The organism is Pseudomonas sp. 382, assembly GCF_002759075.1.
Lineage (GTDB): Bacteria > Pseudomonadota > Gammaproteobacteria > Pseudomonadales > Pseudomonadaceae > Aquipseudomonas > Aquipseudomonas vlassakiae.
The window spans coordinates 55,423-75,479 of record NZ_PEMX01000028.1 but is presented as its reverse complement, the minus strand read 5'-3'; the positions used below and the strand labels follow the sequence as shown (position 1 = coordinate 75,479).

The 20,057-nt window shown below is 65.2% G+C and carries 22 protein-coding genes; 3 read left to right on the top strand and 19 right to left on the bottom strand.

What is annotated here, in order from left to right; all coding sequences use genetic code 11:
* Positions 1 to 995, bottom strand: a 995-nt coding sequence (mobH, locus tag CQW31_RS24010) for a MobH family relaxase (protein ID WP_178075586.1), incomplete at its 3' end; no start/stop codon positions are given.
* A gap of 317 nt (positions 996 to 1,312) precedes the next feature.
* Here mobH and CQW31_RS24000 point away from each other — a divergent pair.
* The 3 genes from CQW31_RS24000 to CQW31_RS23990 all read left to right on the top strand — a co-directional run bounded on the left by CQW31_RS24000 (position 1,313) and on the right by CQW31_RS23990 (position 3,034).
* Positions 1,313 to 1,939 (top strand): hypothetical protein, encoded by a 627-nt coding sequence (locus CQW31_RS24000; RefSeq protein WP_009459635.1) that lies wholly within the window; start codon positions 1,313 to 1,315, stop codon positions 1,937 to 1,939.
* A 12-nt stretch (positions 1,940 to 1,951) separates the two neighbouring features.
* Positions 1,952 to 2,584: an RES family NAD+ phosphorylase gene (locus CQW31_RS23995; RefSeq protein ID WP_009459636.1), complete on the top strand. Its 633-nt coding sequence runs from the start codon at positions 1,952 to 1,954 to the stop codon at positions 2,582 to 2,584.
* Positions 2,585 to 2,668: 84 nt separating this feature from the next.
* Positions 2,669 to 3,034 (top strand): DUF3742 family protein, encoded by a 366-nt coding sequence (locus CQW31_RS23990; protein ID WP_009459638.1) that lies wholly within the window; start codon positions 2,669 to 2,671, stop codon positions 3,032 to 3,034.
* 11 nt (positions 3,035 to 3,045) lie between these two features.
* Here the strand turns inward: CQW31_RS23990 and CQW31_RS23985 are convergent, their stop codons facing one another.
* From CQW31_RS23985 to traD, 18 genes are all read right to left on the bottom strand, one after another.
* Entirely contained in the window at positions 3,046 to 4,566 is a 1,521-nt protein-coding gene (locus tag CQW31_RS23985; RefSeq protein WP_019726345.1) for a conjugal transfer protein TraG N-terminal domain-containing protein, read from the bottom strand.
* Between the two features lie 15 nt (positions 4,567 to 4,581).
* Positions 4,582 to 4,938 carry a hypothetical protein gene (locus CQW31_RS23980; protein WP_009459645.1) on the bottom strand — a complete coding sequence of 119 codons (357 nt, stop codon included), beginning with the start codon at positions 4,936 to 4,938 and terminating at the stop codon, positions 4,582 to 4,584.
* Positions 4,935 to 6,329 carry an integrating conjugative element protein gene (locus tag CQW31_RS23975; RefSeq protein ID WP_009459646.1) on the bottom strand — a complete coding sequence of 465 codons (1,395 nt, stop codon included), beginning with the start codon at positions 6,327 to 6,329 and terminating at the stop codon, positions 4,935 to 4,937. Before CQW31_RS23975 ends, CQW31_RS23980 begins: the two co-directional genes overlap by 4 nt.
* A gap of 9 nt (positions 6,330 to 6,338) precedes the next feature.
* A complete protein-coding gene (locus CQW31_RS23970; RefSeq protein ID WP_019726343.1) occupies positions 6,339 to 7,286 on the bottom strand; it encodes a TIGR03756 family integrating conjugative element protein in 948 nt (315 codons plus the stop codon).
* Entirely contained in the window at positions 7,283 to 7,729 is a 447-nt protein-coding gene (locus CQW31_RS23965) for a TIGR03757 family integrating conjugative element protein (RefSeq protein ID WP_009459649.1), read from the bottom strand. Before CQW31_RS23965 ends, CQW31_RS23970 begins: the two co-directional genes overlap by 4 nt.
* Positions 7,730 to 7,890: 161 nt before the next feature.
* Positions 7,891 to 8,385 (bottom strand): DNA repair protein RadC, encoded by a 495-nt coding sequence (gene radC / locus CQW31_RS23960; RefSeq protein ID WP_009459650.1) that lies wholly within the window; start codon positions 8,383 to 8,385, stop codon positions 7,891 to 7,893.
* 175 nt (positions 8,386 to 8,560) lie between these two features.
* Positions 8,561 to 9,325: a DsbA family protein gene (locus CQW31_RS23955; RefSeq protein ID WP_009459652.1), complete on the bottom strand. Its 765-nt coding sequence runs from the start codon at positions 9,323 to 9,325 to the stop codon at positions 8,561 to 8,563.
* Between the two features lie 13 nt (positions 9,326 to 9,338).
* Positions 9,339 to 12,206: a conjugative transfer ATPase gene (locus CQW31_RS23950; protein WP_019726341.1), complete on the bottom strand. Its 2,868-nt coding sequence runs from the start codon at positions 12,204 to 12,206 to the stop codon at positions 9,339 to 9,341.
* Positions 12,206 to 12,646 carry a TIGR03751 family conjugal transfer lipoprotein gene (locus CQW31_RS23945; RefSeq protein ID WP_009459662.1) on the bottom strand — a complete coding sequence of 147 codons (441 nt, stop codon included), beginning with the start codon at positions 12,644 to 12,646 and terminating at the stop codon, positions 12,206 to 12,208. Before CQW31_RS23945 ends, CQW31_RS23950 begins: the two co-directional genes overlap by 1 nt.
* The gene (locus tag CQW31_RS23940; RefSeq protein WP_009459664.1) at positions 12,627 to 14,045 is read right to left on the bottom strand and encodes a TIGR03752 family integrating conjugative element protein; all 1,419 of its coding nucleotides are present in this window, start codon (positions 14,043 to 14,045) and stop codon (positions 12,627 to 12,629) included. The genes CQW31_RS23945 and CQW31_RS23940 overlap by 20 nt, the downstream gene beginning before the upstream one ends.
* Positions 14,035 to 14,940 carry a TIGR03749 family integrating conjugative element protein gene (locus CQW31_RS23935; protein WP_009459665.1) on the bottom strand — a complete coding sequence of 302 codons (906 nt, stop codon included), beginning with the start codon at positions 14,938 to 14,940 and terminating at the stop codon, positions 14,035 to 14,037. The genes CQW31_RS23940 and CQW31_RS23935 overlap by 11 nt, the downstream gene beginning before the upstream one ends.
* The gene (locus CQW31_RS23930; protein ID WP_009459666.1) at positions 14,937 to 15,626 is read right to left on the bottom strand and encodes a PFL_4703 family integrating conjugative element protein; all 690 of its coding nucleotides are present in this window, start codon (positions 15,624 to 15,626) and stop codon (positions 14,937 to 14,939) included. The genes CQW31_RS23935 and CQW31_RS23930 overlap by 4 nt, the downstream gene beginning before the upstream one ends.
* Positions 15,623 to 16,021: a TIGR03750 family conjugal transfer protein gene (locus CQW31_RS23925; protein WP_009459668.1), complete on the bottom strand. Its 399-nt coding sequence runs from the start codon at positions 16,019 to 16,021 to the stop codon at positions 15,623 to 15,625. The genes CQW31_RS23930 and CQW31_RS23925 overlap by 4 nt, the downstream gene beginning before the upstream one ends.
* Positions 16,022 to 16,032: 11 nt before the next feature.
* Complete coding sequence (locus CQW31_RS23920; protein WP_009459670.1) at positions 16,033 to 16,392, bottom strand: TIGR03745 family integrating conjugative element membrane protein; 360 nt, start codon at positions 16,390 to 16,392, stop codon at positions 16,033 to 16,035.
* A gap of 16 nt (positions 16,393 to 16,408) precedes the next feature.
* Positions 16,409 to 16,642, bottom strand: coding sequence for a TIGR03758 family integrating conjugative element protein (locus tag CQW31_RS23915; protein ID WP_009459672.1), 234 nt, complete (start codon positions 16,640 to 16,642; stop codon positions 16,409 to 16,411).
* A complete protein-coding gene (locus tag CQW31_RS23910; RefSeq protein ID WP_009459674.1) occupies positions 16,639 to 17,022 on the bottom strand; it encodes an RAQPRD family integrative conjugative element protein in 384 nt (127 codons plus the stop codon). Before CQW31_RS23910 ends, CQW31_RS23915 begins: the two co-directional genes overlap by 4 nt.
* 98 nt (positions 17,023 to 17,120) lie before the next feature.
* Positions 17,121 to 17,870 carry a TIGR03747 family integrating conjugative element membrane protein gene (locus CQW31_RS23905; RefSeq protein WP_009459676.1) on the bottom strand — a complete coding sequence of 250 codons (750 nt, stop codon included), beginning with the start codon at positions 17,868 to 17,870 and terminating at the stop codon, positions 17,121 to 17,123.
* Positions 17,867 to 20,056: a type IV conjugative transfer system coupling protein TraD gene (gene traD, locus CQW31_RS23900; RefSeq protein ID WP_009459677.1), complete on the bottom strand. Its 2,190-nt coding sequence runs from the start codon at positions 20,054 to 20,056 to the stop codon at positions 17,867 to 17,869. Before traD ends, CQW31_RS23905 begins: the two co-directional genes overlap by 4 nt.
* Between the last annotated feature and the right edge of the window lies 1 nt (position 20,057).

The following is a 20,057-nucleotide window of genomic DNA, read 5'->3' as shown; positions in this document are numbered from 1 at the left end:
TGGAGCATGCCGTGGTCTTGCAGCACGTTGAACACGGCGGTGTTGTTCGCAGGAATGCCATCGATCCCCTGAGACAGGAGGTGTGCGCGCAGTTTGTCCGAGACCGTCTTGCTCACCAGCCACAAACCATCCTCGGTGAGCCAGCCATCGGAGGCTTCCGGCTGGTTCAGCTTCAACTGTTCCTTGAGCAGGTAGCGCAACCCGTCCAGCAGCTTGCGTTGCAGTGCATGCTTGGGCGCGGCCATGGCGCGCGCCGGATCGCCGCCCAGCTCCTGGGCCACCGACGCCCGGTCTGCTTGCACGACGAGTTCCCCCAGTACACCGGCATGTTCGTACTGACCGGCCAGCACATAGAGCAGCGGTGCCCAGAGAGCCGGATAGTCGCTGAACCAGTCCAGGACGTGGCGGTCGAGCAGTTGACGATAGAGCAAGCCTGTTGCGGCGCTGTGCAGGCGGTATTCGCGGTCGTCACGGTAGCGAAATCGGTACGCCTGGTGCAGCGGGCCATGCCACGGATGCCAAGTACTGCCGTCGGCCAGTTCGACGTGTAGATCGACGGCGATCTTGCCAATATCGTGGAGCAGCGCAGCATAGGCGACGGCGGCGGTCCAGGCTTCGGACTGCGCCGCCTGGTCTTCGGGACTGGCACCGATGGGCAGCAGATGGGACTGCCGCAGTTTCAGGCTGTAGGCCACGATCTCCAGGCCGTGGTCGAGCATGCCGCCCGGATAGGCATGGTGATGCGCTTCGGAGGCCGGAAAGGCTTGGACCAGTTCGGCGTAGCGTTCCAGGGGCGTGCGGTACAGGGTGACGAATTGCCGGTGTGAGAGCGACGTGCGCTGCCAGATGTGCTCCAGCAGCTTCTGCCGGCGTGGGGTGGCCAGCAGCGATGCGGCCGACTCAGGACGCAGCAGCCCTTTCGGGAGGTCGGTGACGGGTGATGGCGTCGGTGCGGCAGCGACCGGGGGCCGTTTTCGCTGGAACAGGGAGAGCATGTGAGGTGTCCTAATGACGGGCCGACCGGGAGGCCTTTTGGCCTTTTCGAGGTAGGGCCTTTCCCCTTGCACCCCATTCCCTTGCCATTTCGACCCTTTGGCCTTTAACCGTTTCGGTATAGCGGGGCCTGGATCGCGGCTCCACCGTCAATGTGGAACCCGCTCGAATGCATTGGACGGCGACCAGGCGCTGGCCTCGGTCTATGCTGCGAAGGCGCTGCTTCCGCCGGGTAGGTTGCTTTCTAGGCGTCAAAGTTGACAAACGCGACAAAGGCGACTAGAGTGAAACCTGTCTCAAACCTACTTGGGAGATGACCATGCCCACTGCCATTGAATTCATTGCCGACCGTCTGCCGCGCGTCACGGTGGAAGATGTACGCCGCTTCGCGGATACCGTCGAAATCCGGGATGCCACGGCTTTCGCGGCCGAGTTGCAGGCGTTCGTCCACGAGCGCGTGGAAGCGGTAACACTGCCCGCCAACTTGCAGGGGGAGACCGTTGGGCAGGCCCTTGCACGCAAGGCGGCCGCGCTGCGCGCCGACACGCGCTGGGCACCGAATGAAACCGACGTCCAGCGAGGCCGTGCGGTGCTACTGGAAACCTTCAACCAGCCGCACAACCTGCCGCCCGCGGAGTTCGCCAAGCTGGCGGACAAGTCGCGCCAGCAGATCTACAAGGACATCCTCGCGCGTCGGCTGCTGGCGCTGAACGTGGGGCCGCGCGGTCAGAAGCTGCCCGACTGGCAGCTCGACCCGGTAAAGCAGCAGTTGACCCAAACCGTGCTTCAGGAGGTCGAGGGTATCGATCACTGGACGATCTACCGCGCACTGTCCGAACCGCTCGAAGGCTTGGGCGGTCGCTCGCCGGTGGATGCGGTGACGCATGGCACGATCGACGCCGTGGCCGAGGCCGTGTTTAACGTGCTGGGCGTTCAGGTGCATTGAAGCGAGACTGCCATGAACCACGAGCTGCCTTCTTTTCTGATCGATGCCGGTGAACTGCTCCAGCATGTGAGCCGCGTCGTCTATCGGGGCAGCCCGCTGTACTATGGTCGCAGCAGCACCAATCGCTACGACGACCCGGCCCGAGCCTACGGCGTGCTCTACCTGGGGCGCGACCTGCCCACGGCGTTGATGGAGTCGGTGTTTCACAAGCATCAGTGGCTTGATGACGCGAAGCGCTCGATCGCATTGAAAGAAGTCCAGGGCAGGATGGTGCGCGCTGTAGGGGTGGTGGCCGACGTGCTTCTGGCCGATCTCACGGCACCGAGCGTCATGGCGGGCTACTTTGGCCTGAACCTGGAGCAGTTGGCCAGCCGCGACTACACGCACACGCAGCAGGTGTCCGCTCAGGTGCATGCGATGGTCGGCGACGACGGCCAACCTCTGTTCGACGGAGTGCTCTATCCGTCGCGCAACAACTATCCCGCCAAGAGCATCGCCCTGTTCGAGCGTGCGGGAGCGAAGGTCAGCGTCATCGAGGACATCGATCTGGTTGACCATGTGGATTGGCCGCGTTTCGTTGCCACCTACCGCATCGGCGTGGAACCCGACCCGGGCCCGGTGGAACCGGATGACGAAGCGTCCTGAAGCAGCGAGAAAACACATTGAAGCCTGAAACGGAATGAAGTGGAGCACCCTGGAATAGACATCCCTCAGTAGCAGGAGACGACCATGAACACCACAACTCGTACCAGCACCGCAGAACGTATCGGCCGCGCATTTGGCCGTGTATGGCGTGCCTATGCGCGTGGCGAACGGCGGGTATCGAATTGGTTGATGGTCAAAGGGGTGCCTTCGGTTGGTGCCACAGTGCTGCTGTGGGCGGTCAAGCTGGCTGTGCTGGGCGCGCTGCTCTACGTCGCCTTCTGGTTCGCACTCGTGTTGTTGGGAGTCGTGGTGGCGGGATGGGCTGCTGCTGCCAATACCTCGGATGAAGACGAGTGGCCTTTCACCGACCTCACCGAACTGCGCAAGACGCCGGGCTACGATCCCAACCTGTACAACGATACGTCGCACGAGTTGTACACCGACGACTGACCGGCGCCGCGCTACTTCAGCTTACCTCCGGTAAGGGCCCCAGCGCCCTTACCGCCTGCTTGGCCGGCACTCTTGCTGCCATCCGAAAGCCCTTGGATGACGTGTCCAGCCCGAATCCCAACCCAAGTAAGGCTCGCAAGCCAAAAACCCGGCAAGACCAGGAACATCGTGCCCATGACGAACATCAGGAGCAGGTCGCCAAAGGCATTGTTCAACCCCACCAGCGGATCGAAGTTAGTGTGCGGCCGGTTCCAGCCGAAGCCCCACCCATAGAGCGCATCGAGGATGGTGCTGTCGATCCAGCGAGCGAGTTGGAACCAGAAATCGGTGAAGAACAGCGCGAACTGCACGACGCTGACGGTGACGACCGTCTTCAGGTCATAGGTGCCGACGACCAGCACGAGCGGGATGCAGATGACCAGCGCCATCTTGAGCAAGGCAAGCACCATGGGCAGCGCCTGGCGCACCACGTCCATGGCAGGGAATGCGGCAAGTGCCCCGACCGCCATTCCTACGTCCCCCGTGGCCCGCGTCACGATGTTCGGCAGGGTCTTGTCGATCTGGCCGCCGTAGTCGGTATAGACCGAACCCTGGTTGAGCTTCTGCTGTCGCGGTGACGCGATGGTACGGACCACCGAATCGTCCACCTCGGTACGGCTGAGGAACCCGGCCCAGCCCGCCAAGCGATTCAACAGGCTGGGGTCCACCTGGCTCAGCAGCCGTGCTCGCAGGCCGTTGCTGCCATCGGCCCACCACTGCCTGCAAGTCGGGTAGCCGCCGCCACTGGCCACCTGCGCAAGCCCTGCGTCGCGAGTGTCGTCATAGGGCCATGACTCGCGCGCCGTGCTGGAGCGGTAGCTGTCGTAGTAGCCGCCGGTGTCCGTGAAAAACCTCGAACCGATCCATGTCACGTCGTTCATTTGAGCTTCGTCCAGCTCCGGTCGCGCCATGAACAATTTAGCGCGTGCTGGCCCGTAGCAGTCGTGTGTGAAATCGGCCACTTCCTGAGCCAGCACCGGGTCGTTGATGCGGGTAGCGTCGATCTCCATGCGCATCTGTCGCAGGTCTGTTCCGCACGGGATCGCTGCCACCGAGGCACTGGTGACGGCGCGCGAGAGCGCGTGCATGAATGCCCACCAGACCGGCACCTTGGCACTCTGGTTGTTGATGGTGCTGAAGGACTGGGACCAGCCGGTATCCGTGGGCTGCGGCACGCTGACCTGGCATTGAGCCGAGCGCGAGCTGTCGTACTGAATGGTGTTGAGGTCCACGTCGATGAAGGGGATGCCGGCGAACATCACGACCACGATGGCGACGAACACCCGGTTCTCAATGCGTGCGGCCGAGAGCACGCCCTTATTGCCTTCGTCTGCACCCTCCCCACGGGCCTTGAGCCATTCCTGCACGATGATCGCCACGAAGGGCAGTGCGAATACCCCGCTGGATACCAGTACCGCCCAGATGCCGTTGTTGACGATCCAGGAAACCAGGGTCAGGTAGTACTCCAGGTAGTCGGTCGCGAAAAGCGTCATGGCTCGGATCTCCCCTCAGCCCTGCATCAACAGGCTGGCTTCAAGCGCCACGATGGCAACGACGCCGGCGATCTCGCTGCGCACCAGGCGGCGCCGCGCTTGCGCGTCGTCCTCGCGCGCCAGCAGTCGGCGACGCATCCAGACCCAGCCGTAGGCCGTCGCGCCGTACAGGCACAGCCGCCAGACCAGGAAGTAGCCCGCTGCTGCCGCCAGCCAACGCTCCCAGCCTGCGACGCTTCCGACGAGGTAGATGCCAACGATGTTGGCGCACACGGCGACGGCCGCGAGTACCACCGTCCACAGCAGCGCCTTTGCTGCGCGCCGGCTGAACAGCCAGCGCGGGCGCAGCCAGGCCGCACGCATCGGGCTCATGGCCGGCCTCCCGGATTGCCCTTCTGCAACTGATCGAGGCGGTCAGGCACCGGATCGCCTTCGTAGATCCCACGCGAGCCCGCCGCGCGCGTGCCGTGGCGCTGGATGATCGCCATGGGCGAATTGTTTGCCAGCTCCCGGCGCAGCTCCAGCTCGGTCTTGAGGTTGCGGATCTCGCGATCGAGCGTGTCGCTCTCGTGGTTCACAGCTTCCACGGCGAGCTGGTTGGCCGCCACGTTGGGCTCTTTCTTGCCGGTCAGCAGCGTGCGTTGCAGCAGTAGCGCTTTCTCCAGCACCGACGCCAGCGCAACCTCGGACGCCAGGCGCTGCGACAGCAGGTGCTGGTCCGGCTCGTCGCGCAGTGCCTCGATCACTCCGCGTGTGATGGGCAGCGACGCGCTGCCGGCCTCGCGCAGGTTTTCGGGCGTCGTGTTCTTCGCCTTGGAGACCAGGTCCTGGAGCGCCTGCAGCTTGGCATCGTACTCATCCTGGATCAGCGGCGTCAGCCCGACGCCGGGCACCGTCTCCGTCTTGGTGCAGGCGTCGCAGGTGCGCTGCTCCTTCTCGCCGAGCACCCGCGTCGCCCACTCGACGGCCGCTTGCGGCGTGGTCCAGGTCTGGCACGACAGGCTCGCGCAACTTGCCGGTGCGATTGCCGATGTGTCGGTCACACCGCGGCCATTGACCAGGTTGTAGCCCGCGCGGGTGACGTCGCCGACCACCTTGATCGCGGGCTGACCGGAGCCGCCGGCATTGCTTCCCCCGACCCAAGGCACGCCGTCGTTGCCACGGCGCGTCTCGGCTTGCTCGACGGCCGAGACGGCATCCGTGCTCGAAACAGCATCGCGCAGTGCCAACCCCTCTGCCATCTGGCTCCAGCCGAGCTGGCCGCCGGCCGTTTCGGCCATCTTTTCGGCCATGGCGCGGCACGTCAGCTTCGAGCGGTCGAAATCCAGCCGCGCTTGCAGAACGCCGTTGGTGAGCAGGTTGTAGAGGCCCGGATCAGCCCGTTGGATGATCAACGCCGGCAGGGAGGCCACAGCACTCGTAGCACTCTGGATCACCGAGGACATGATCTGCTGAAAGCCATTGGTCACGCCGTTGAGCTGATTTTTCAACGTGGTCTGGATGCTCATGTCACCGCAGATCAGATTGCTGTTCCAGCCGACACCCACGCCGAGCGAGCGCATGCCGGCTGCGCGACCCATCGAAACGGCGCTGCCGCCGCCGATGGAGTACATGACGTCATCGCCGATGACGTTGCCGCTGGTCTGGTAGCCCAGTTGGCCCCAGGCCACGCCGCTTGCCAGAACCAACGCGCCGGTGAGCGCCAAACAGATCCTCTTGCCACGAGCCGGAGGGGAGAACTGCATAGAGTCGAAACGCTTCATCGCGGCACCTCAAAGGAAATCAACGCTTCCAAGGAACACCTGTCCACGGCGTTCGCAGCAGGCATACGGCCGCCACAGTGCCCAGGCGTAGTCGCCTTGCTGGGCCTGGGTCAGGAAGCCGGTGCGTGGGAAAACCGTGCAAGACGAGGACAGGACGGGCGTGAGTTCCTGCCACTTGCCAGTCGAGGCATCACCCTCCATCAGCGCGCCGGCGGGCCAGTAGCCATCGCGGGCGTTGGCAAGCAGCGGCTGGTACACGTGCAACTGCCCCCGGCGAGTGACGATATCTCCCGCACGCTGGGCCACCACGGCCCCCGATTTGTGGTCGTCGGTCTGGTGCAGGAAGCCGCCGCGGGGATACACGTTGCCCCAAAGGTTCATCGTGGTGCGTGCGCCGACCTCGCGCATGCCGGGAATCAATGCCTCCGGGTAGGCCATCTCGGGCACGTTGTAGCGCCAGGCAAGCGTGTCCAAGGTGCTGAGCAGATACGGCATGAATGCCGTTCCTGCGCCCTCGCAGAAGTAGCCCGAGGACGAAACAAACTGGTTGAACACCTCGACGCCGGGATGGCCGATCACGTCGGCGTTCTTGAATTTCGCAAGATTGTTTTCGTGATCCTCGTTCGTCGTTCCATCGCCCCCCGCTTGGGCGGACGGATTGGCCGTACTCATCGCCCGGACTTCGACCCACGGGTTCTCGCCCGTGTTGCTGTAGCTGGAGACGACCGCATCGGGGATGTAGTGGCGCACCTTGACAGAGGTGCGCACCGTGCATCCTCCCCAGGTGCAGTAGAGCCAGTAGCAGATACCTACCACCCGGTACTCCAAGCAATCGGGCGAGGCCACCGAGGCAACGATGGCGGTGGTGTTCAAGGCGTAGCTACCCGTGGCGCTGAGCAGCAGCAAGGAAGCCACGCCGGCCCGCATGCGGCGCATCAGGTCGAATGGTCGCGTCATGGCTGGGTCCTCCGACGCTGCTCGATGCGCGCGACAGCGCGGGCCACATCCGGCTCGCCATAGACCACGTAGCGCTGATCCACCACGACAGCCGGGATGCTGGTGATGCCCAGGCTCCATGCGTCGGTGACGCCCTGGTATGCGGAAGCGATGCGGCGCTGTAGGTCGGCGCCGCCTTGGCTCAGCCGACGCTTGACGGTGGCCGCCGCCTGTTCGGGGGCGGCGGGCAGTTCCGCAGAAAGCTCCGCTTCAATCCGGCGGGCTTCGTCCAGCTCGATCAGCCGCTCGCCGCCCATGGTCTTGACCGGGTGGTGGCTGTCGGTGACGACCAGTACGTCGGCTGCGAAGGCGACGGGGCTGAACACGGCCAGGGACGCCGGCAGCGCCACGACGAGACCAAGGGTTCGCCAGCCCGACGCGAACGTGGAAAAGGATGCCGGCATGTCGCGTGCCCCGAAAGTTGATCAGGGCCATAGTCAAACGCGAACCCGATGCCACCCCAACAAACAATGCGCATCGCGGGCTGCCCGCATACCTGCTTGTCCCGCGCCATAAAAAAACGGAGGCCGAAGCCTCCGCGGGGATCAATGAAGCAATGCGACCGTTACAGCAGGCCTGACTCCGCAAAGGAGAACGGGGAACCTTGGCCTACGATGATGTGATCCAGTACCCGTACATCGATGAGCGCCAGCGCGGCCTGCAGTTGCTGGGTCAGCACACGATCCGCGCTCGACGGCTCGGAGATGCCCGAGGGGTGCTGGTGCGCGAAGACCACCGCGGCGGCGTTCAACTCCAGCACACGCTGTACGACGACACGTGGATAAACAGAAGTCGAGTTGATCGTGCCCCTGAACAATGGCTCGTAGGCCAGCACCTGGTGCATGCTGTCCAGGAACACAGCGGCGAATATCTCGTTGGGTTCAGCGACCAGTTTCACGCGCAGATAGTCCCGCACAGCGGCCGGTCGGCTGAGGCACGGTCCAGCTTTGAAAACCCGCCTCTCCAGCAGCACGATGGCTTGCTGGATGATCCAGTCCTCGTGTTGGGCAGCGGTGACGGAAAGCGACTCCGGGCAGGAGTCGTTGACGACAAAAGACATGGCGAACCTCCAGACGGTGAGATCGGAGGGCGCGCGCCCTAGGAGGGCCAGCCCTCCTAGGGAACGAACAAGGTGCATCCATCACCGCGGCAGCGGCGATCGTTCGCGACCAGGATGCGAGGCGAACGGGTTGCGGTCAGCGCAGCGGACTGCGCCGTAGCCTTGAAGACCGGGGCTACCTGGGCATGTCGCCGACGACGTCGGCAGGCATTTCGGATGTGGGTGTGCCGGTCGGACCGTCAGCCGTCAGCATGTCCATGGCAGACAACAAGGCGTCGCCCTCGATTGGTCCCTGCAGCAGGATGGCCTGGCCCGTCTCGCGATCAAGCAGACGCAGTGACGGTGTGGCGGTAACGCCGCTCTTGGTGGCTTCCGCGGCCTGGGCGCGGATAGCGGCACTGGACCTTTCGCTTGACATGCACTGCTCGATGGCTGGCGTCGATTCGGGGTAGCGCAAGCCATCCGGCAAGCCCAGGCCGTCGCTGCGCGTGTGGGCATAGACCCATTCGACCGCCTGCCAGAACGCGGCATGCCCGCCAGCTTCGGCTGCGCATTCGGCCAGACGTGCCTCGGCCGACGCGGCCGGCTCGTGCGCGGCTAGCGGCTGGTGGTGCCATTGCAGCGCCACGTCGGCGTTGGTGCCCACCCACCGTTTGAGCTGCGGAAAATATTCCCGGCAGAACGGGCACTCCAGGTCGGCATAGAGCGTCAGCGTGAAACGGCCTTTGGGGTTGCCCATTAGCCAGGGCGGCCCGGCCACCGGTGCCATGCTGACCGGCGTGGGCGGCTGCGGCGGGGATTCGCCGGGCGACCTCGGCACAAGCCAGATCAGCAGCAGCGCGACCAGCACAGCAACCAATGCCCAGGGCCAGCGGGGCCGCCCGTTGCGGCGGCGGAACGCCTGGACCTGCATCGGAATGGAAGGACGTTTCTGTTCCATGGCGTTCTCCGTCTTACGACAGTTCCAAGGCCGGCGACTCGATGCCGCGCGCCTGGTCGATCTTCTCGGCCACCTTGAAGGCCGCTTCCAGTTCGGTGCAGCCGTAGTGCTGCATGAGCTGGTAGCGCTCGGCCTTCTCTTCGGGTTCGGTCTGCGCCAACGCCAAGTACAGGCTGGGCGGCACGGCACGGAACAGCACTTCCATGCTCTTGGAAAGGATGACGCCCTCGGTGAACTTGCCCGCTTCTTTGCGCGCCGAGAGCATCAGCGCTTTCTGCGCGGGCGAGAGTTCGCGGAAGCGTGCAATCTTCTCGACCTCATCGGGCGGCATCGACAGGCAGATCCACCACTCAATCATGTTGAGCATGGGCTCCGCGGCACGCGGCAGATCGTCGATATTTTGTGTAGCCAGCCAGAACCAGGCCCCTAGCTTGCGCCACATTTTTGTAATTTTTACAACGTAGGGCGCGAGCAGCGGGTTCTTCGTGATGATGTGGCCTTCGTCGGTCACATTGATGATCGGACGGCCCAGGTACTGGTCGCGCTCGGCGATGTTGTTCACCGTGCTGATCAGGCTGATGTAGGCGATGGAGAGCTGCGCGTTGTAGCCCTCCCGGGCATAGGTCGCGAGATCCACCAGCGTGATGTCGGCCTCGGGCCACGGCGTGCCATCGCGATCGAACATCTCGCCGTCCGTGCCTTGGCAGAACATGTCCATCGCGTCCGCCATCTCCAGCAGCCGCACGCGCCGCATCTCGGGCAGCGTCGGGTCCTGGCCGCGCGTGCGCAGCGCGTTGCGCACGTCGCGCGTGAGCACCGTGCGTTTCTCGGCCACGCAGTGTTCGGCGGCATCGAGGATGCACTGGCGGATCAGCGAGCGATCGGCCCGCGTCATCCGGGCTTCTTCCTTGTCCTCGCCGCCTGTGATCATCAGCCGTGCCGTGATCTCCAGTTCACCCAGCACGTCGCGCTGCTCGTCCTCCTCCATGACCGAGGAATCGGCTGGCAATTCTTCATCCAGTGCATCGGCATCAAGCGTCTGCACGTTGCTGGGCGTTTCGATCAGCCGGCGAGCGTCGGCGAACGGCGCCAGGCTGATGCCTGAGCCAGGAGCCAGCTTGACCCGGTTTACGGTCAGACCCAGGCGCTTGGCGAAGTCGCTGAACAAGCCGAAGCTGTTGCCGGCTTCCACGATGAACAGCCGCGGCCGGTAGATGGCCGTGACCTGATTCAAGAGGTTGTTGAGCGTTGCGCTCTTGCCCGAGCCGGTGGGGCCGAATAGGAACAGATGGGCGTTCATCTGCCTGTCCAAGCGGTTCAGCGGATCAAACGTGATCGGCCCGCCACCGCGGTTGAAGAACGTGTTGCCCGGATGGCCCGTACCCTGGCTGCGTCCCCACGCCGGCGAGAGATTCGCCACATGCTGGGCGAACATCAGTTGGGTGAACCAGTTCCGCCGATCCTGCGCAGGGTTGTAGCAGCACGGTAGCCAGCGCAGGTAGCTGTTGAGCGGCGCAACTTCATCGTCCTCGCGCACGGGCTGCAACCCCGCGTTGAGCATCACGTTGGCGAGGTCCAGGCCGCGCCTGTCAAGCTCGGCTTCGTCGCGCCCGCGCAGATAGAAGGCCAGCGTGCCGCGGTAGAGCTTGTGCGCGCTGCCGATGAGCGAGCGCGCCTCCTGCACATCCTTGAGCGTCTGCTCCGATGCCAGTGTTTCGCCGACAGCCTTCTTCGCCAGGTGATTCAGGTGCGATTCGAGGATGTCCTGGGGCGTCGCCACCATGGTCAGACACATCGTGGTGTCTTCGGGCATCTGATCGAAAAGCGTGTTGATCGCATCGCCCTTGCGGGTTTCGCCAGTCAGGTGTCCCGTACCGGGCGGCATGCGTAGTCGGTCGGTGACCAGCACACGGTGCGGCATGCCGTCGAAGTACCAGGTACCGTGCCCGGCATCGGAGCGAGGCTGACCGAAGAACAGCCGTTGGCTGAAATCCCGACCACTCGCCAGCTCGATCTCGCCTTCCTCCACCTCGTCGGGATAGCGGGCCAGCGCATAGAAGCGCTCTCGATTCTCAGCGCTTGGCCCGAGCATCGTTGGGCGTGGGTTGAACCACCGCAGCAACCAGTCGTGAACATCGGCCGCGACCATGCGCCGGGCCTGGATGCCGGCGTTCGCCAGGCCGCCGCAAAGGCGATCGCAGACGATGTTCAGCATTTGCTCGGGTGTCTGGCCACGGCGGTTCGCCTGGCCGGTGGCCCGGCGATAGACCACCATGCGCACGCGCCGCGTCTGGCCGCGCCAGCGCAACCGCGTGACCACCGTGTCCTCGAACAGGCCGCCGGGCTTGGCCACCGCGCGCAGGTGGTGGCCGAAGAAGCGAAGATAGAACTCGGTGAAGGCTGTGCCGCGAGCGCGCGGCTGCACGTAGTTGCGCAGGGTCTGCATGTACTGGTCGAAGCTGGGTTCGTCCTGGGCGTAGAGCTGGAGCACCCAGGGGTTCTCGTCCAGCTCATCGAACGAATCCTGGAGCGCGTTTTCGAGCGCATCGCGGGCATGCGCGAGCCAGCCAGGCTCCCGACCTTCGGTGCCCAGCGGGACCAGCTCGTAGAAGGCTGCGACCGATTGCCCGTCCTCCAGCAGCATGGACTTCGACGGCGGCAGGAACTCCACCCACGGCAGCAGCTCCGCGAACGACTGCGCGACGTCGTACAGCGCCTGCTCGTCCGCCACGGTCGCCGGCTTGCGGCCCTGGATCGTCGCTCCGGGTTCGGCGATGCCGGCTTGGCGCAACGCCTCGACGTGGCGCTGCCAGCCGTCCGGCTGCTCGTCATTGCCACCATCGGATGCAGCCAGCTTCGGCCAAGGGAGTTTCCAGCGCATCAGTAGTCCTCCACGCGCTCGCCCGGCATGGCGTACTGCACGCGCTGGTACAGGGGGAAGACTGTCGTGTAGCCCGGAACAGGCACGGGGTCGGTACCCGCCAGGTGCGGGTACACATACATGACAAGATCGGGGTTCGGGAGGCGGTGGAACTGGCGATAGACCTCGTTTCGCGCCGTGCGCGTGTAGCGCATCTGTTCGGCGGGCGCGGCCTCCACGTCGGCCTCGGTCAGCGGCCGGCGCAGGCTCTGGCGTGCATCGAGCAATTGCCTGCGCGCCACCTGGCCGGCGCCACCGCTGCCGTCGCCGGCGTTCTGCTGCCAGATGTCCATCATCGTGCTGTCGCCGTGCGGGAGCAGCTTTTCCTTGCTGGTGGCACAGCCGCCGAGCACCGCGACGGCGAGGGCCAGCGCCAGGCCCTTATTCAAGTTCGAGAGCATGGCTTTCTCCTGCGCGGTGATCGACCTTGCGGCCTTCGGGATCGAAGTCGATGGCAAGCGGCTTTTCGAGGTGGACGGCGACCTTCGCGCCGGGCTGGACATAGACGGCGGCGAAGGCCTGGCCGTATAGCTTGTTCACCCAGTCGGCCATGTCGCGCACGCCACCGGCCAGGATGCGGCCCACGGCTTCATTGCCCGAGATGCCGACGCTCCCGATGGAGCCGTCGGCGCCGACGTAGGACATCTGGCCGCTGTCGCTGTCGATCAGCGAAGCGACGCCGGCACCGGCGGCGGTAATCAGGGCTTGCGAGCCGAGGTACTGCTGGGCGTTGCTGCGCCGCTCCCCGCTGACGCAGGGAATGCCGTATGGGTCGCTGATCCAGCCCAGGCCGTCTCGCTGCTGGTTGTTCTGCTGGTTGCCGTCGCGGTCTTCGGGGATGGTGCGGATCGTGCCGTCGTGGAAGACGAAGGTGATGCTGCGCACCTGGCCGCGCACGCACGAGAGCGTCCAATCTCCCGATGCGGTGCCGCTGAACACGGCACCGGCCACGTCGGGAATGTCGATGCCATTGGCGGTCAGGTTGTCCGGTCCGACCAACACCTTGAAGGGGTATGGATCGTTAACGGTTCCGTCGATCGGCACGCGGCCGATCAGCGCCGTCATCGCCACCGACCCCATCAGCGTCGAATTGGTCGGTACGGTATAGACCGCCTTGGCGCTCTTGACGCCTGCTGCGCGTGCGCCCGCGTTCGCCACGGTTTCCGCCGTGGTTTCCAACGTGCTCTGCGCGGGGCCGAAGCTCGTCGGGAAGCTCATGCCGCTACCCGTGCCACGACTGCTGTTCCGCCCCTCGGCCTTCCTCGCATCGTCGGGTTCGACCCATCGCACGCCGCCTTCCATGCCGGCCTCGTCGCCGTCGCGCAGCCCCAGACCCACCGGCAGGTCGGCATGGCCGCCGCCACGTCCGCCGATACTGTCCAGACGCCGCTGCAGGTCGGCAAGCAACCCTTCGGTCTGCTGGCGCGCGCTGGCTGCCTGCTCTTGGTCGCGACGCAGGTTGGTACGCTCGGAGTCGAGGGCCGAATTGATGCGCTGATCAATGGAGTTCTCGCGCTGGCGCAGTCGCTGGTTTTCTTCGCGCTGGGATTTGTTGTCCGAGAGCGCGGTCTGAAGCTCGGTGCGCAACTGCTTCACTTGGGCAACGAGCGTCGCCACGGTGTCGCGCGGGGTATCGCCCTCGATGCCCAACGCCTTCATTTCCGCTGGCGTGAGCTTGGCACCGGCATCCGCGGCCGGTGGCGCCGAACTGCTGCCACCCGAGAACAGCCGGATGGCAACGAACAGCACCAGCAAGGCAACCGGGACCATCAGCCACTTCAGGAGTCCATTACTGCGCATGGCGGGCCTCCTTGCGGTCTTCCGGTTGCGGGAGATGCACGGCCGGGTCGAAGCGGTTGATCGCCGGTAGCAGCGATTGCGCCAGGCCGCGCCCGCGCGTCACCAGGTACAGGACGGTCGTGTCCTCGGGCGTGCCACGCGGGCCAAGTGCCTCGTGTTGGAAGGTGGCGGTGAGGAAATCGCCTTGCAGGATGCGCGGATCGAGAGTGATCCAGCCGCTGCTGTTGTTGGTCAGTCGCACGGCAGTGACCCACTGGTCTTCCAGACGCCACGACGCGAGCGCGACCGCGCGCACGGGCAGCGTCGGCATCAGCGTGCCGAGGTCGAGGTCACGACGCAGGTTCACCCGCATGACGCCGGGCAACGGCTCCACAGTGCGCAGCGGAGCGTAGAGGTTCTGCGCGGCGAAGCGCGTCAGGACAACCGGCACCGGGGTCTCGCGTCGCGCCGCCCGCGCACCTGCCTGGTCCTGGGCGCGCGCCGGAGCTTCGTTGTCATCGCCGGGCTGATCGCCATAGCGCGCCGGGGTGCTGTTGCCCTCGACGATGCGCACTGGTTCCAGCTCGGCTTCGCCGTCCTTGGCTGGCTCCGCCGCAATGTCCAGCAGGATCAGCGCGCCCGTGTCGGCGTCCTGCAATTGCAGCCGCGTGGGCTCGATCGGCTCGCTGGCGCGCAGGTACACCGCGCCGCCCGCGCTCTGCACCCGTAGGCGCTCGCCGACGCCCGAGGGTACGCCCACGCGGACGTTGCGGTCGATGAACACGATACGCTCCTGGCCGACCTTCAGCGGCACCGCCAACGGCATACGTTCCCAGCGCAGGATCTCCACCGCCTGGACAGCAGGAGCCGCGGCCACGGCCAACAGCCCCAGCAGCGTGAGTACAGGATGCTTCATGGGGTTTCTCCTTGGGGCGCTTGCGGAGACAGGCCACCAGACGCCGGGCGCGTCGGCTCCGGCGTGCTGATGCGCTGGGGCGCGCCCTCATAGCAGTCGAGCGCCAGGCCGAACGGGTTGCGGGCAGGATCGACGTCCACCCGCGTGACCTTCACGGGATAGCGCACCAGAGCGCGCTTGACTTGCTCGGCGCCGTAGTACTCGTCGGCGGTGATGTCCAGCGTCACTACCCAGTCGCGGTCGGAAACCACGCGCACGCGGGCCGTGGGGTCGTCGCCGTAGCCGCGGCCGGGGATTTCGTAGATGCCGCGCACGCGCTGGCGCAACTCGCCCGTGCTGCGGCGGTAGTCGTAGTCCGCGCGCAGGAAGGCCTGGCAGGATGGGGTGAGGTACGGCGAGAGCGTGTGGAGGTTGCGCGCGTAGTCCTCTTCGCCATTCGTCGGCCAGCGGTTGAGCGTCTGGAACACGTAGAACGTGAACGCATAGACCGATTCGGGCGGCACTTCCCACCACTTCCTGGTACTGCCGGAGCGCAGGTCAGGCGGAACGTGGATGGTCAGATCGCGGGGAGCGCTCCACCAGCCGCCACCCATGACCAGGGCGACGATGATCAGGGCGCCAGCACCCAGGCGAAGCGTCTTGATGTGCGCCTGCAGGTGGGTGATCTCGTTCTTGAAGCGGCTCATCGTGCGCTCCTTCGGGTGGTCCAGAAGCCGGAGCGCGAGATCAGCACATGGCCGCCTACCCAGCCCGCCATCAGCGGATGGCGTGTGGCAATGCGCCATTGCAGTTGCCGATACAGCCAGGTGTCGGGACGCCCGCGCTTGAGGCGGCGAAGAATGCCGCCGCCGATGAACACGCCGAAGGCCACGCCCAGGACGACGAACGTGGGTGCTAGCGCGATCGTGCGGAACACCCACGACAGCGGTGCGCCGACCAGCAGACCGGCGGCGCCGGACAGGCCGCAGCAGATCCACAACTCGTCGGCGGTGAGACCGCGCACCACAACGGGATGTCGATTGAGCCGGTGCGGAAGGAACGTGACCGTCCCGTCCGCACGGACGTGCTGCTGCTCGGACATACCGGCCTCGCTTACAGGATGCCGGTGGCTTCGGTGAGCAGCCAGATGCCGATCACGAGCAAGACGGCGCCGATGGCGACCGTGAGGCCGAACTGGCCCCACGTCTTGCGGCCTGTGTGGATTTCCGCGTAGGTCCCGTAGGCGTGGTAGCACACGCCGATGAACATGGACGCCACCACCAGCAGAGCCACGAGCATGATGATGTCGTAGCCGTAGTTGCGGATCGTTTCCATGATGCCGTTGCCTGTGCCGCGGGTCGGGTTCTCCAACTGCGGCAGACCCTGCGCGAACGACAGGGCGGGCAGCGCTGCGGTGCCCAGGGCCACGGTGGCGCGCTGGGCAAGACGGGAAGTGAGGATGCAGTTTTGCATGGTCATGCCTTTCAGGTCAGGAGAGGAGGAAGAAAGTCAGGACGAGGTACATCGCGACGAATCGGATGCAGACGCCGAGGAACTGGCGCTGGTTGAGGCGGCTTTCGGACCACCCCACGTAGGCCGTTCGCATGGCCCAGACGCCCCAGACGAGCAGGACCGCGAACACGACGCCGACCAGGACGGTCGCCATCGCTGAAGGCGCGATGCCGCTGTTGGCTTGAAATGCCGAGACCTGGGCGCCGTTCATGGCTTGCCCTCCGTGGTCGTCGGCGGTGATGGCGGGACGACCCGCTCCGTGCGGTAGTCGCCGATCAGTTCGGAGGCGTCGCGCGGCTGGGCGCGCGACGGTGTGAGATGGGCCTGGATGCCGGCGCGCACGCGCGCCAGGTCAGCCAGCAGCCTCGGGTAATCGAAGTGGTAGCGCTCGCCCGGCTGGATGGGGGCATGCGTAGCGCTGTCGGCGACGGTGCGCTCCAGCGCGTCGAGCTGGCGCAGCGCTGCGACCAACTCCTGACGCTGCGCCGGGGACTCGGCCAACGCCATCGAGGACTGACCCAGTACAAGGGCCGTCACGAGAAAAGTGGGCACGCCGCGATGCGCGGCGCGCAGCCAGATCGGAGCCAACATCGCGCCATTCCTGTGTGATCAGCAATGGCTAGATCGTGGAGATCGGGGCTGTTTCAGGCCGCAAACAATAGGAACCTGCAGATGACCGGATTGATCTGCTAGAGGTACTTCTTGAAGCTGCCCGCAGTCAGGCTCACGGCCAGTCCCAGCAAGGCGGCGCTCGGCAACAGGATCAGCAATGGATGCACCGAGATCGGCAGCGCCAGGTACGTGATCCACGGCAGCACGGCCAGCGGCATGAGGCTGGCTTTTGCACGGTGGTAGATGAACCCGGATTCGCGGCCCGCGCCGAACCTGCGCACGTCGCGTCGCACCAGACCGTCAATCAGACCGACGAAGGCGGCCGTGAAGATCAGTGGCAGCGTGAGCACCAGGACCAGCAGGCGCACTAGGAAGGTCAGCGTCGTGAAGGCTGCGGCGATGAGGTAGCTCTCGGCCCAGACATAGACTTGGCTGATGTAGTAGCGGAAGTTGCGCGCCTGCTCGTGGCTGGGCGCGCGGACGCGCTCGGCGGTCTGGCTCATGCGCGCCAGCAGCCCCGAGCGAACGAACACCCATTCGTAGCCTGTATCCACCAACTCGTGCGCCGTGCGCCCTGGCTCCTGCACGACCACGCTGCGCGTGAAGTGGCTGGACAGGTGCCCAAGCTCGTACTGCAACATCTGCTGGGAATGGCGCCAGCCCTGATCCTTCCAGAACAGGTGCATGCCGACGCACTCCACCACGATCGAGAACAGCAGCGAGCCAATCAATACCCCGAGCAGGCGAAATGGCAAGGTGATGGTGCCGACGATCAGACCCTGGCGCTGGTTCTGCTCCCGCTGCGCGGTCGAGGCGGCGTCCTTCATGGCGCGGCCTCGTCGGTACTGTGGTCGGTGTCGGTGGCCACCGCAGCAGGCTCGGCTGGAGCAGCATCGTCCAGCAGGTCATCGGGCAAGGCCGCATCCTGCAAGGCAGGGGAGCTGGTGAAATCCCACCACTGCGTGGCCTCGCTGTAGCTCTGGCGCATGTATCCGGCCAGTTGCTGCAGATCCGCCGGCATCACTTCATCCGGGTCTGGTGTCGGCAGCGGCATGCGAACCTTCCAAAGCTGGCCGCCTTGCAGCAGCGCGAAGCACTGGCCTTTTGGCAGGCCGACTACGTGCGATGGCTCGATCATCGGCACGCTGGACATGCTGATGCGGTCCTGGGTGTTCGACGTGAAATCCGTCGCGCCACGGATGTCCGAGCTATCGGTCGCCCCGGAGACGATGGTGGTGGTATAGACCTCGACCTTCGGCAACTGCCGCGTCAGCAGTTCGGCGGTGGCCGTCTCGCGCACGCGCAGCATGAACAGGTTGTTGAAGTTGCCGATCACCTGGCCAGCTTTCGCGCGGTTGCCGATGCGGGCCTCGATATCCGAGAGGGTCTGTGTGTACGCCGTGACCTGTAGCCCGGCACCGCCGCCCTTGTTGATCAGGGGCACGAATTCGTCACCCATGAGTTCATTGAATTCGTCCGCATGGACATTGATCGGCACGCGCGTGCCAGCGGATGCGCCCGGCAGGCCATCGTCGATCCCGTGCTTGTAGATATGGCCCGCGACCGAAACCAGGTCGGAGAACATGGAGTTGCCGACCGCTGCGGCAACCTCGGCGTCGGACAGCGCGTCCAGTCCCACATAGACGATGGCGCGCTTCCTGATGACTTGCATCCAATCGAAGATCGGGCGCGGGTCGGTCAGGTCGGAGTAATTCGGGGCCAGGAGCTGGGCGATCTTGCCGCTGGTGAGCTTTTCCAGCAGCGGCAGCAACGATGCGACGATCTTGTCGAAGTAGGTCTTGTCGTACCGAACTGCCGAGCGCAAGCCGTCGAGCACCGGGTCGTAGTTGCGCGCCTGGGAAAGGTACTGCTCCAGCGCGACCACGCGCTTCTCGCGCCCGATCATGTTGCGCGGGATGTTCTTCTCGTTGAGCTTGGCCTCGATCTGGACGATCACCTCCCAGGCCTTGGGCTCGGTCTTGGCGAAGTAGTGCTGGGCGTACTCGATAAACAGTGCGTCGATGTTGATGACGTGCCGCTGGATCAGCATGTAGTCCGGGCGCTGCCCCAGTTCCACCAAAGCGCGGGCAATGATGTTGACGAAGCGCCACGCGAACTCCCGGAAGGCCGCGCTGTTGCCTTCACCGGAGAGTTGCCCTGCGATACGGGTGGCGACTTCCGAGATGCGACCGAAGCGTCCTACCGCGTTGTAGCGGGCGCTGATTTCCGGCCAACCGAGGTGGAAGATGTAGAACTCGCCTTCACGGCCTGCGCGCTGGGCTTCGACGTACATCCGCTTCAGGAGATCCGCGTCGCCCTTGGGATCGATAACGATCACGACCTCGTGCTCGCCGGCAGCGTTCTTGCGACGGATGTCCTGAGTCACAAACAGCTCGGCCAGCCGCGTCTTGCCCACGCGCGTCGTGCCCAGCACCAGCGAATGTCCGACGCGCTCACCCAGCGGCAGGCTGACGTCCACCTCGTCGGGTTCGATGCCATGCAGCCGCGGCAGGCCACCTACAGGTGGCAGCGGGCGCACAGGGTTGAACGGAACGTCCCAGCCCGTGAGAGCGGAGAGCCGGGACAGCGGGAACGGCGCAAACTCCAGCCGTTCCTCCAGCCGACGCGCCAGGCGATAGGCCGGTGTCGGCTCCGCGTAGCGGCGAAACTCCGGCCGGTATGTCTGCATGAGCCTATGGGTGTGCTTCTGCTCCCACAGGAATCCGCGCCCGATGAAAAGCCGCTGCTGGCTGACGGGCACATCCTTGCTCGTCATCACGTAACGCGGCAGGCGGCGGATGTTGCGCCTATAACGCAGGATGACGCGAGCGTCGCGGTAGCGGATCGCGCCGTAGGCGCCGAACGCCAGGGCGCTGCCGACGCCCATGGCCGGACTCAGCGCGAGCGACCACGGGGCCACCAGGGACAGAAACGCGGCGCCTGCACACGCTGCGACGGTGTATAGCTCCACCGCTGGGCGTAGCAGAACCTCGACCGGCTGTTTCCCCGACATG